The 12,928-nt window shown below is 57.7% G+C and carries 9 protein-coding genes; 3 read left to right on the forward strand and 6 right to left on the reverse strand.

What is annotated here, in order from left to right; genetic code table 11:
- The first annotated feature begins 54 nt into the window (after positions 1 to 54).
- Positions 55 to 1,299: a mechanosensitive ion channel family protein gene (locus DAI21_RS21070; protein WP_100777306.1), complete on the forward strand. Its 1,245-nt coding sequence runs from the start codon at positions 55 to 57 to the stop codon at positions 1,297 to 1,299.
- A gap of 3 nt (positions 1,300 to 1,302) precedes the next feature.
- On the opposite strand, the gene DAI21_RS21075 is transcribed toward DAI21_RS21070, so the two are convergent.
- From DAI21_RS21075 to DAI21_RS21090, 4 genes are all read right to left on the reverse strand, one after another.
- A complete protein-coding gene (locus DAI21_RS21075; protein ID WP_102104233.1) occupies positions 1,303 to 2,280 on the reverse strand; it encodes a LacI family DNA-binding transcriptional regulator in 978 nt (325 codons plus the stop codon).
- 75 nt (positions 2,281 to 2,355) lie between these two features.
- Positions 2,356 to 3,498, reverse strand: coding sequence for a Gfo/Idh/MocA family protein (locus DAI21_RS21080; RefSeq protein WP_107704098.1), 1,143 nt, complete (start codon positions 3,496 to 3,498; stop codon positions 2,356 to 2,358).
- Positions 3,491 to 4,516 carry a sugar phosphate isomerase/epimerase gene (locus DAI21_RS21085; RefSeq protein WP_107704099.1) on the reverse strand — a complete coding sequence of 342 codons (1,026 nt, stop codon included), beginning with the start codon at positions 4,514 to 4,516 and terminating at the stop codon, positions 3,491 to 3,493. The genes DAI21_RS21080 and DAI21_RS21085 overlap by 8 nt, the downstream gene beginning before the upstream one ends.
- Before the next feature lie 15 nt (positions 4,517 to 4,531).
- Positions 4,532 to 5,770, reverse strand: a complete 1,239-nt coding sequence (locus DAI21_RS21090) for an MFS transporter (protein ID WP_107704100.1) — start codon at positions 5,768 to 5,770, stop codon at positions 4,532 to 4,534.
- Positions 5,771 to 6,038: 268 nt separating this feature from the next.
- Here DAI21_RS21090 and fhuE point away from each other — a divergent pair, with 268 nt between their 5' ends.
- Positions 6,039 to 8,177, forward strand: a complete 2,139-nt coding sequence (gene fhuE, locus DAI21_RS21095) for a ferric-rhodotorulic acid/ferric-coprogen receptor FhuE (protein WP_107704101.1) — start codon at positions 6,039 to 6,041, stop codon at positions 8,175 to 8,177.
- A gap of 47 nt (positions 8,178 to 8,224) precedes the next feature.
- Here fhuE and pheP read toward each other — a convergent pair whose 3' ends face one another.
- Positions 8,225 to 9,619, reverse strand: coding sequence for a phenylalanine transporter (gene pheP, locus DAI21_RS21100; RefSeq protein WP_107704102.1), 1,395 nt, complete (start codon positions 9,617 to 9,619; stop codon positions 8,225 to 8,227).
- Between the two features lie 149 nt (positions 9,620 to 9,768).
- On the opposite strand from pheP, the gene DAI21_RS21105 reads away from it, so the two are divergent.
- On the forward strand, positions 9,769 to 10,689 hold the full coding sequence (locus DAI21_RS21105) for a M14 family metallocarboxypeptidase (protein WP_107704103.1): 921 nt from the start codon (positions 9,769 to 9,771) through the stop codon (positions 10,687 to 10,689).
- A 43-nt stretch (positions 10,690 to 10,732) separates the two neighbouring features.
- Here DAI21_RS21105 and DAI21_RS21110 read toward each other — a convergent pair whose 3' ends face one another.
- Entirely contained in the window at positions 10,733 to 12,919 is a 2,187-nt protein-coding gene (locus DAI21_RS21110; protein ID WP_107704104.1) for a TonB-dependent siderophore receptor, read from the reverse strand.
- Positions 12,920 to 12,928 lie beyond the last annotated feature (9 nt).

The following is a 12,928-nucleotide window of genomic DNA, read 5'->3' on the forward strand; positions in this document are numbered from 1 at the left end:
TTGCATAATAAACACGCAGCCGTCATGATAAAAGGAGGATATTCAGGAGACGTTATGCAGGAATTAATTGCTCAGGTTGAAGAGCTTGGAATTGAAATTAATCACACCACTTCGCTGGTGTTAATCTTTGGCATCATTTTACTCACCGCCGTTATTGTCCATCTGATATTGCACAAAGTGGTGCTGCGTCTGTTTGAAAAACGGGCGCAGGCCAGCTCACATTTGTGGCTGCAAATCATTACCCAGAATAAGTTATTTCACCGCCTGGCCTTTACCCTTCAGGGGATAATCGTCAACGTTCAGGCGGCGCTGTGGTTACAAAAAGGCAGCGAAGCGGCTGAAATATTAACCACCTGCGCCCGACTGTGGGTCATGGTTTATGCCCTTCTCTCCTTCTTCTCGTTATTAGATGTGATCTTCAATTTGTCGCAAAAGCTGGCAACCGCCTCTCAGCTTCCGCTCAAAGGAATATTCCAGGGCGTGAAATTAGTGAGTGCGATTCTCGTCGGCATTCTGATGATCTCCCTGCTGATCGGTCAGTCTCCGGCGATTCTGATCAGCGGTCTTGGTGCGATGGCTGCGGTACTGATGTTGGTCTTTAAAGATCCGATTCTGGGCCTGGTCGCCGGTATTCAGCTCTCGGCGAACGACATGCTCAAGCTCGGCGACTGGCTGGAGATGCCGAAATACGGCGCGGATGGCGCGGTGACGGATATCGGCCTGACCACCGTGAAAGTGCGCAACTGGGATAACACCATCAGCACCATTCCTACCTGGGCACTGGTATCGGACTCCTTTAAAAACTGGAGCGGCATGTCAGCCTCCGGCGGTCGCCGAATTAAGCGCAGCCTGAGCATTGATACCACCAGCATTCATTTTCTTGATGAGCACGAGCAGCAGCGTTTAATTCAGGCGAAACTGTTGAAGCCCTATATGGCGGCGCGTCACGAAGAAATTCATCTCTGGAATCAGGAAAATGGTGAAGGGGAATCGGTATTAAATCTGCGCAAAATGACCAATATTGGTACATTCCGCGCGTACCTGAATGAATATCTTCGCAACCATCCGCGTATTCGTAAAGATATGACCCTGATGGTGCGCCAGCTGGCACCGGACGCCAATGGTTTACCCATTGAGATATATGCGTTTACCAATACCGTGGTTTGGGCGGAATATGAATCCATTCAGGCAGATATTTTCGACCATATTTACGCCGTGGTCGAAGAGTTTGGCCTGCGAATTCATCAGTCGCCCACCGGGAACGATATTCGCTCGCTGGCGGGCGCGTTCGCGAAATAACCCTCAGGTACTGGCGCGCGCCACGTAGCGCCAGTCCATCATCACCCTTTCCGTCGGCGCATCCGGGTTATCGATTTTATTCAGCAGCAGATCGACCGCTTTGCGCCCGATATCCCGCGACGGCTGTTCAATGGTACTGAGCGGCGGGGAAACCATCTCCGACAGCTCCGTGCCGTCAAAACCGACCACCGCGATGTCCTGCGGAACCCGCAGCCCGGCCTGTTCGATGGCGCGCAAAGCACCCGCTGCCAGGGTGTCCGATACGGCAAACACCGCATCCGGCGGGTTGTTCGCCAGCAGTTTGTTCATTGCCGCCATGCCCGCGCTGGAGCTGAGATCGCTCGCATACTCCACCACCTGATACTCGAGATCGCGCAGATGCAGCACGCTTTTGTAGCCGCGCTCGCGCAGACGGGCATATTTGTAGCTGAGATCGTGGTTAATGAGCGCAATCCGTCGACGCCCGCCGTCCGCCAGCTGGCTGACCACGTGCTGCGACGCGTCCACATCGTTAATGCCCACGCAGGAAACGGTGCCGGAGTCGGCGTATTCCGCGCACTGCACCCAGGGCGCACTGCCGATGAGGGCGGAGAGTTCCGGCAGTTTCGAGAACGCGTCCATGGTGATGATGCCGTCGACGATTTTGCCCGACAGCAGGCTCAGGCCGGAGCGCGACCGTTGCAGATCCGAGCCGGAATTGCACAGTAAAATGCGGTAGCCGTTTTTCTCGGCCTCTTCTTCGATGCCTTTCACCACTTCGCCGCAGAACGGGTTGGCGATGTTCGAGACCATCACGAGGATCATGTAGCTGCGCGCGGTACGAAGCTGGCGCGCCAGCAGATTGGGCTGGTAGTTGCTCTCTTTAATCGCCTGCAAGACGCGCTCGCGGTTCTTCGCTTTCACCGAGTCGCTGTTGTTAAGCACGCGCGACACGGTCGCCACCGAGACACCGGCGAGCTTAGCGATTTTCTGAATTGACATAACGACGGCACATCCTGCGGTTAGCGTTTTCATCAGGCTAACATAATTTTGCTGCCCGGCGAACCGGGCAGCACGTTACCGCTCAACGCGTATCCAGCGCTGCTGTTGGTGGCTTTTAACAATGGCATCAATGATATACATCACGTTTGCGCCATCGTGGAAGGTCGCAAAAAGTGGCTTCTCGGGCAGGGCATTTGCCTGCACGGCACGATAGAACTGCGCCATCATATTCTTGAACGCATCGGGCCAGCCTTCGATGTGCCCGCCGGGGAAGTGGGCGCTGTCGGCGGCATCTGCGTTCATCAGGCCCGGATCGTCTGACAACGTCTGATTTGCCTGCTCGCGATACCCGATCCACAGCTGCTGCGGAATTTCCTGATCCCAGGCCACAGAACGCTCGCTGCCGTTGATTTCAAAACTGAGGCGGTTTTTGCGCCCGGCGCTGACCTGCGAGACGCTGAAACTGCCTTTGCTGCCGTCGTCAAAGCGGAACAGGACCGAGCCAAAATCCTCCGTCGTGACGGCTTTATCCGCATACACGGCGTCGGCCTGGCGGGTAAAGGTCTGGTTGCCCGCCACGTTTGCCTTGCGCGTCGGCCAGACGATCGACAGATCGGCCATCACCTCGACAATGCGTCGTCCGGTGGCAAACTGCACCGTGTCGCACCAGTGCGAACCGATATCCGCCACCGCCCGCGAGGCCCCGCCGAGAGCGGCATCGACGCGCCAGTTGTAGTCAGTCTCCCGCAGCATCCAGTCCTGCAAATAGCTGCCGTGCGAGGCAAACAGCCGCCCCACGCTCCCCTCGCGCATCATGCTCGCCGCCTGGCGCACCATCGCGAAGTGGCGATAGACAAAGCTCACGCCGTGGATCACCCCCGCCCGCCCGGCCAGCTCCACCAGTTCCCGCGCCTCTTCCGGCGTCATACACAGGGGCTTTTCAGAGAACACATGTTTGGCCGCTCCCAGAATTTGCCGGTTAATCTGCGCGTGCAGGTGGTTGGGCGTGCAGTTGTGAACCACCTGCAATCCCGGATGGGCAAGCAGTTCGTCCACGCTGCCGTAGGCATGCGGCACATTCAGCGCCCGCGCCTTTTCCTGCGCCTGCTCAAGCGAGCCGTCGCACAGGGCGACGACCTGCACAACACCCAGCCGACGCAGGGCCTCGATATGCGCCGGGCCGATAAAGCCGCTGCCGACGATCCCGACGTTAATCATGCGCGCCTCCAGCGGCGAAATCGTCAAATGCGCGGCCAGAGACCGGAATGATGTGGCGGCGGATGAACTCGCTGCCTTCGCTCGCCCCCACGTCGCCGTCTTTCATGCAGCACTCCCACTCCAGCACCGCCCAGCCGTCGTAATCGTACTGCGTGAGCTTGCTGAAAATACCGTTGAAGTCGATCTGCCCGTCGCCCAGCGAGCGAAAACGCCCGGCGCGGTTAATCCACGGCTGATAGCCGCCGTAAACGCCGCTGCGTCCATTGGCGCGAAACTCGGCGTCTTTGACGTGAAACGCCTTGATGCGTGCGTGATAGATATCGATAAACGTCAGGTAATCCATCTGCTGCAGCAGCATGTGGCTCGGATCGTAGAGAATGTTGCAGCGCGGATGGTTGTCGACCAGCGCGAGGAAGCGTTCGAAGGTTACGCCGTCGTGCAGATCCTCCCCCGGATGCAGCTCAAAACAGAGATCGACGCCGTGCTCGTCAAAGTAGTCGAGGATCGGGCGCCAGTGGCGTGCCAGCTCTGCAAACGCATCGCGAAACCGCTGCTCGTTGTGCGGCGGCCACGGGTAGAAAAACGGCCACGCCAGCGAACCGGAAAAGGTGGCGTGGGCGGTTAATCCGAGCTTCGCCGACGCCGCAGCGGCCTGTTTCACTTTGGCGGTTGCCCACGCCTGGCGCGCCGCGTCGTTACCGCGTACCGCAGGCGGCGCGAAGTGGTCAAAGGCCTCGCCGTAGACCGGACTGACCGCTACAAGCTGCCCTTCCAGATGGGTGGACAATTCGCTGATGACAAGCCCATGCCCGGCCAGTATCCCGGTGATCTCATCGCAGTAGGTCTGGCTGTTCGCCGCCTGCTCCAGATCGAAAATCTGTGGATGGTTGCAGGGGATTTGCAGCGCTTTGTAGCCTTTCGCTGCCGCCCAGCCCGCCAGCCCGTCGAGGGAGTTAAACGGCGCACGCTCGCCAATAAATTGCGACAGAAAAATGCCCGGTCCCTTAATCGTCCTCATAACACCTCCAGAAAATTACGCCTTATCTTCATCATATTTGAATGCGATAAGGAAAATCAGCGCGATCGCGGCGGCAGCTATCGCCGGGATCCACCAGAATGTGACCCACGCCTGCGGCACGGCCTGCCCCGCCACCAGGCTGTTATACAGTGCGCCAGAAATCTGCGAGCCGAGCAGCATGCCGATGCCGTAAGTGAACATCACCACCATACTCTGGGCCTGGCCTTTTACCTTTTCGCCCGCCACGCGGTCGGTGTAGATAAAGCCGACGACAAAGAAGAAGTCATAGCACACGCCGTGCAGCAAAATGCCGAGATAGAGCAGGAAGCGCCCCTCTTCGCTGACGCCGAGAGCAAAGAAGGCGTAACGCACAAACCACGCCAGCATGCCGATCAGCAGCATGTATTTTACCCCGAGGCGACGGAACAGCAGCGGGATGACCAGCATAAAGACGATCTCGGACATCTGCCCGAAGGACATGGCGGTGCTGACATCACGGATACCGGCGTCGGCGAGGTAGGAGGCGGTGTACGCGTAATAGGTGCCCAGCGGAACGGAGATCAGCATCGCGCACAGGGAGAAGATAAAGAAATGGCGCGTTTTCAGGAGTGCGAACGCATCCGCACAGAACAGATCGCGCACGGCAACGGGCATGCCTTTTGCCGGAGCTGGCGTGTGCGGCAACGTCAGGCTATAGAGCGCCAGCAGAACGGAGCTTACCGACGCGACCTGGAAAATGGTCACGCTCGACGCCACGCCCGTCACGCCGATGAAAATCCCGGCGACAATCCAGCCGATGGTGCCAAAGACGCGCACCACCGGGAAAGTTTTATCGACGTTCGCCAGGCTGTGAAACGCGATGTTGTTGGTCAGCGCCAGCGTCGGCATGTAGCAGAGCGTGTAGCCAAACAGCAGGCCGATCAGCAGCGCGCCGTTTTCCGCGATCAGCGCCCCCGGCACGAACCACAGAATCGCCGCGCCAGCGAGGTGCATCACTGCCATCACCTTCTGCGAGGCGAAGAAGCGGTCCACCAGCATCCCGAGCACAAACGGCGAAAGAATCGAGGCAATGGGCCCTGCGGAGAACGCATCGCCAATCAGCAGGGACATGTTGTGCTGAGTCATCACCAGCCCGAGCGTGACCGACCAGCTTCCCCAGATAAAAAACTGTAAGAACATCATCAGCGACAGCCGCGGCACCAGCAGCCGATGCTGGGCTATCGCCTTTCCACTACTTTCAGTTGTTGACACCATGATAAGCCTCACCCTTAAAAAGTAATCGATTACAAACCTCGTCAAATAAAAAGTAATCGATTACAAAATAAAGATCCTGCGGATCAAAACAGAACTGCGAGAACGGTCACGATCTAAATTTCCGCCCCCTTCTCCCACGCTTTCTCCGAATTTACATATTTAGTTACATTTGCCCGATAAATTAGTCTGCGCTTAATTCATTAAATAATTATGATTCCGATTCTCATTCAAAAAAAAAATCACATAACAACTCTTCCGGACAGGAAACATGACCTCTTTTAATGGCAAGGAAATCACGAAACCGTTCGCGGTTTCACTTATCGCGCTGGCAATCCAGACCGTAGTTCACCCGGCGCTTGCGGCAGAGAACAAAAGCGAACAGGAGATGGTGGTTTACGGCGACGCAAACACCACGGTGGATGAGCAGCAGGATTACGCGGTTAAAACCACGCGCGCAGGGACCAAAATGTTGCTCGCCCCGCGCGATATCCCGCAGTCGGTGAGCGTCGTAACGCAGCAGCGCATGAAGGATCAGGACCTGCAAAACATCGATGAGGTGCTGACCAACGCCACCGGTGTGTCGTCGCAGCAGATCGACAGCGAGCGCTCGAACTATTTCTCCCGTGGCTTTGAGATCACCAACTTCTCCTACGATGACATCCCGACGTCCATGGGCGACGCGTGGAACTTTGGCGATGCGACGGAAGATACGGCGATTTACGATCGTATCGAAGTGGTACGCGGCGCAGCGGGCCTGATGACCGGTGCGGGCGATCCGGGGGCATCGGTGAATATGGTGCGTAAACGCGCCGACAGCAAAACCGTGACCGGCAACGTCAGCGCCAGCTATGGCAGCTGGAATAAGCAGCGCTACGTCGCCGATCTCTCTGCCCCGCTCAACGCTGACGGCAGCCTGCGCGGACGGGTGATCGCCGGTTATCAGGATCAGGACAGCTGGCTTGATCGTTACGGTAAACGCAAAAAATTTCTCTACGGCGTGATGGATGCGGATCTTACGGACCACACCACCCTTTCACTCGGCTGGGATTATCAGCAGACCAACACCGCCAACCCGACCTGGGGTGGCCTGCCGAGCCTCTACAGCAACGGTTCGCGCACCCACTACGATCGCAACGTCAACACCTCGGCGGACTGGACGGGCTATTCCATCGAATCCCGCAAGGTGTTCGCGAACCTCTCCCACAGCTGGGATAACGGCTGGTCGGTGCGCTTCAACGGCACGCACGGCGAGCAGAACTTTAACGATACGCTGCTCTATGTGATGGGCAATCCGGACGCGACCACGGGCGACGGCGCGAGCGGCTGGGGAAGCAAAGATCGCGGCAAACGCACCCTCGACTCCTTTGACTCCTACGCCAGCGGCCCGTTTGAACTGCTTGGCCGCCAGCATCAGCTGATGGCCGGGGCCAGCTACAGCCGCCAGCATAACGCCACCTTCAGTAAGGATGGCCCGATGGACAGCGTGGGCATCTTTAACAACAACTGGGATGGGAGCGTGGCGGAACCGGCGTGGGGCGACTGGTATCAAAACGCCGATGACATCGTGCGTCAGAAATCAGCCTACACGGCGACACGCCTGTCGCTGGCCGATCCCCTGTCGCTGATTTTAGGCGCGCGTTACACCCAGTACAGCACTAACGGCAGCAGTGGCGATATGCGTAAATACAACACCACCCCGTACGGCGGCCTGGTGTTCGATATCACCGACGCGCTTTCGGCGTACGCCAGTTACACCTCGATTTTCGCGCCGCAGACCAAGCGCAGCAAAGATGGCGCGTGGCTCTCGCCGGTGACCGGCAAAAACTACGAAACCGGCCTGAAAGCCGACTGGATGGACGGTCGCCTGAGCACCAACGTTGCGGTATTCCGCATCGAGCAGGAAAACGCGGCGGAGGCGATAAGTGGAGAGTTCGTCAACGGCTCCAGCGAGCAGGCCTATCGCGCAACAAAAGGGGCGGTGAGCAAAGGGGCCGAGTTTGAAGTGAACGGCGCCGTGACCGACGATCTGCAGCTGACCTTCAGCGCCACGCGCTACGTCGCCACCGATACGGATGGCCGCTTCAACAGCTATGCACCGCAGACCCAGCTCAAACTCTTCAGCCGCTATCGCGTGCCGGTACTGCCGGACCTGACGGTCGGCGGCGGCGTGAACTGGCAAAACCGGGTGTATAAAGACGTGACCGGGCCGGATGGCGAAACCCAACGCCTGTACCAGGGCAGCTACCCGCTGGTCGATCTGTTCGCGAAGTATCAGCTGACCAAACAGCTGGCGGTACAAGCCAACGTCAGCAATCTGTTTGATCGGGAATATTACTCGTATCTCGACGACTCGGCGGTGTATGGCGAACCGCGAAGTGTTTCAGTGAGTATGAGTTATCTGTTCTGATGAGATGATGTGAAAGCCCGCCAGCGACTCCGCCGGCGGGCTTTTTGTTAGCGCGCTTTACTGCGCGATAAGGTAAAGGCCACAAACAAGAATACCACCCACACGGGCAGCAGGAACGCCGACAGACGCATGTCATCGATGGTGCACATCAGCACCAGAATCATGCCGAGAAACGCGATACACAGGTAGTTACCCGCCGGGTAGAGCAGCGCCTTGAACTGCGTCTCACGCCCTTTACGACGCATCGCCGCACGAAAACGCAGGTGCGCCAGGCAGATCATGATCCAGTTCAGCAGCAGGGTAGCCACCACCAGCGCCATCAGCAGGCCAAAGGCCTCTTTCGGCAGCAGATAGTTGATCAGCACCACCAGCGAGGTAATCCCCCCGGAGAGCAGCAGCGAATTGACCGGTACCCCGCGACGGCTGACGCGCGTTAAGAACTTCGGCGCATTGCCCTGCACGGAGAGGCCAAACAGCATTCGGCTGTTAGAGTAGACGCCGCTGTTATAGACCGAGAGCGACGCCACCAGAATGACGAAGTTCAGCGCCGATGCCACCAGATTGCTGTTCATATCATGGAAAATCATCACAAACGGGCTGCTATCGGATTTCACCTCAACCCACGGGTAGAGGGCCAGCAGAACCACCAGCGAACCGATATAAAACAGCAGAATACGGTAGACCACCTGGTTGACCGCTTTCGGAATACTTTTGTGCGGATCGCGCGCTTCTGCCGCCGTGATCCCAATCAGCTCCAGCCCGCCAAAAGAGAACATGATCACCGCCAGGGACATAATCAGCCCGTTCCAGCCGGTCGCGAGGAAACCGCCGTGTTTCCACAGGTTATCGATGTTCGCGCGCTCGCCCCCGTGCCCGGAGAAGAGCAGCCACAGGCCAAAGCCGATCATGCCGATAATCGCCAGCACTTTGATCAGCGCGAACCAGAATTCCGTTTCGCCATACAGACGCACGTTCACCAGGTTTACGGCGTTGATAATAATGAAGAAGGCGGCGGCCCAGATCCACGTCGGGACATCCGGCAGCCAGTACTGCATGTAGATGCCAGCCGCGGTGAGTTCAGCCATGCCGACCAGCACGAACATCACCCAGTAGTTCCAGCCGGACAGGAAGCCTGCAAACGGCCCCCAGTATTTGTAAGCAAAGTGGGCGAAAGAGCCAGAAACCGGCTCTTCGACGACCATTTCACCAAGCTGGCGCATAATCAGAAAGGCAATCACGCCCGCAATGCCGTATCCCAGCAGTACCGCAGGCCCGGCCATTTGAATCGCTGGCCCGATGCCGAGAAACAGTCCGGTACCAATCGCGCCGCCGAGGGCAATTAATTGAATATGTCGATTTTGCAAACCACGTTGCAGCGTCGGTGTCTGTTCCGACGAGGCTTCAGAAACCGCATTGTCTGAAGCGGATGACGCGTCTTTCACGTCTGACCCCTGTGTATTTTTATTGGAAGGGGCACCTTTTAACACTTCGGGTCAGCAGGAGCAAGTTGCAGGCCCGGCTCAAATACCCATATGAATTTAAAAGCGCGGCTGGGTATGATGTTGAGAACCCTACACTGACAGAGTGACCTATGACTGAGAAACAGTTCTACCTTATCGGTACGCCAGGCCAGCCATGGACTGCGGCGGAAAAACAGCAGTGGCGCGAGAACCAGACGCGTTTTCGCAGCTATCAGACGGACGTGCTTGACGCGATCAATGCCCTGAAGCCTCGCTACGACGTGAGTCAGTACGGCGAATTACACTACGGCGACCAGACCTTCCCGCTGATGGCCGTGAAGTCACAAGACTGGGACGACAACCTTCCCGTCGCGCTGATTACCGGCGGTGTTCACGGGTACGAAACCAGTGGTGTGATGGGCGCGCTGAACTTCCTGGCGGAGTATCAGAATGAGTATGCGGGGAAAATCAATCTACTGGTGGTGCCGTGCGTTAGCCCGTGGGCCTACGAGCATATCACTCGCTGGACCTATGAAGCCGTGGATACCAACCGCCAGTTCTGGCCACAAGGAGAAGGCGAAGAAGCCCGCGCGCTGATGGCGTTAACCGCCCCGCTGAAAGGCAAATTCCTGCTGCACGTTGATCTGCACGAAACCACCGATAGTGATGAGAGCGAGTTCCGACCGGCGAAGGCCGCGCGCGACGGACTGCCGTTTGAGCCGGGGACAATTCCCGATGGCTACTATCTGGTGAGCGATACGCAGAATTCACGCCTGGATTTCCAGCAGGCGATTATCGACGCCGTGAAGAAAGTCACCCATATCGCCCCTGCCGATGAGAATGGCAAAATGATGGAGTTCATCGTCGTCAGCGAGGGCGTGGTGGAATATGACATTCATGCCTATCATCTGTGCGCCACCCTTACCGGTGCTCCGTTTACCACCACCACGGAAGTTTATCCCGACAGCCCCGGCACCACGCCAGAGGCCTGTACGCGCGCGCAGATCGTGACCGTTCACGCCGCAATTGCGTTTGCGCTGGCGCACGCTTAAGAAATGGATGGGGCATCCGTGCCCCTGATAACGAGGGTAAAACTTAGAACTCGTAGCCGACGGAAACTTTGAAGGTACGCGGCTCGCCCTGGAACAGGTAAGTTCCGGAATCGTCCACGCTTGCCCAGTAGTTTTCGTCCGTCACGTTGTCGATACCGGCACGTACGGTCATTTGATTCTGGTTCTGGTTTACCGCGAAGCGATAGCGCATGCCCAGATCCAGCGTGGTGTAGCTGTCGAGTTTTTTGCTGTTCGCCAGATCCGCGTACTGAGAGCCGGAGTGGTTCACGCGCGCGGTCGCCGTCAGGCCGTCGATCGGTTTGATGTCATATTCCGCACCCAGCACCGCATAGAAATTCGGTACGCCGATGACCTTGTTACCCTGATTCAGCCCGTTGTTGGTTTTGGTCATTTCTGCCTGCAGCCAGGTGGCGCTGGCGTTCAGACGCATTCCCAGCATCGGCTCGCCGAACACGTTCAGCTCCACGCCGCGGTTACGCTGCTCGGCATCCAGACCGTAGTGTTTGGTCACGTTGTCGAGGATCGCCGACGGCATTTTGATTTCGAAAAGGGCCAAAGAGCCGCCCACGCGTCCGAAGTCTGCTTTCACGCCCACTTCGTTCTGCTTCGAGTGAACAATCCCGGTGCTTTGCCCGTAGTTAGTCGCGGTGTCTGGCGCGGTTTTACCCGGCTGCAGCGCTTCGGTGTGGTTAGCGTAGAGCGAAAGTTCGTCCCACGGTTTGTAGACCACGCCGTAAGTTGGCATCCAGCGGCTGCCGTCAAAGCCATCGGCGTCGTTTTCCGCACCGGTGATTTTGTTGTATCCGCGAATCACCACTTTTTGATGGCGCGCGCCAGCGGTAAACAAGAGTTTGTCGTCGAGTACGCCAAGGGTATCGCTGAGCAGCCAGCCCTGAGTGCGGGTGCGGCCGCTGGTCAACGGATCGCTGTAATTACCGCCGGAGCCATTGAAGTTGCTGCTGTCAGGTTTATCCACGCCGGTATTGTGATAGATGTTGGTGATCGGGTTATCCGCTGCCGCCGACATCTTCCACGCGATTTTTTCGTTTTTAGTCATTGCGGAGTAGCCCACGTTGACCTTGTGCGACACGAAACCGGTATCAAAGTTACCGCGAATGCCCGCCATGCCGCTCACGGCGTCGCTGATGCGATTGGTATCCAGACGTGTTGCCGTGGCGTTGCCGCTCTTATCCATCAGCTTTGCGCCGCTGTACAGCCCCTCTTCGTGGGCGTGCTGCGCGCCCAGCCCGGTGTAAGCCGTCCAGCTATCGGTGATGTCATACTCGCTGCGCCACATGCCGAATTCGTTTTCGATGTTGCTGTAGGCCCATTTCTGCGAGTAGTTACGATCGTTTTTCGGAGGCGTCGGCACGAAATCGACCCCGGAAATGTTGACGCCCGTTTCGCTGCCGTGGAAAGTTTTCTTCTGATAGCCCATGTCCAGCGAGGTGCGGAAGTTGTCGCCTTTGAAATCCAGCCCGGTAGAGAGCAGCGTCGTGCGACGGCGGTCGTTGGCGATAGGTGCTTCGCCTTCGCGGTGGACCAGGTTCACGCGTGCGCCAAACTGGTCACTCTCCCCGAAGCGCCGACCGGCGTCCAGCGTGGTGCCAATCTGCGAATCAGAAGTGTAATCGACGCCAATTTTGGCCTGCGGCGTATCGCCCGCGTGTTTTGGCTCAAGGTTGATCATCCCGCCGACGCCGGAGCTTGCCGCACCGTTCATCAGGGAGTTAGCGCCTTTGAAGATCTCAATACGATCAACCATCTGCGTATCGACCACCTGACGCGGCAGCACGCCGGAGAGACCGCCAAAAGTCATGTCGTCGCCGTCGAATTTCAGGCCGCGAATGCGATAGCTTTCCGCACTGTTGCCGTAGCCCTGCACCGACTGCACGCCCGCATCATTGGCGACCACATCGGCAATGGTTTTGGCCTGCTGATCTTCCACCAGCTTCGAGGTGTAGCTGATGATGTTAAAAGGCACGTCCATCGCGTTCTGCTGGCCGAGCATCCCCATCCGGCCACCGTTGGCGACCTGTCCGTCAAGGAAGGCGGGCACCAGCTGATCGCCGCCCGGTTTGAAATCGCTGGCCGGCGCAGACTGCACCACGAGGGTCTCTTCTTTTGGAGTATCCGCCGCAAAGGCGGAGTGCGTAACCGCGCCGATGGCGAGCGCCAGCAGCGTTTTGTTCATTCTGGTGTTGTTCATGATTAACTC

The organism is Lelliottia sp. WB101 (assembly GCF_003051885.1).
GTDB lineage: Bacteria > Pseudomonadota > Gammaproteobacteria > Enterobacterales > Enterobacteriaceae > Enterobacter > Enterobacter nimipressuralis.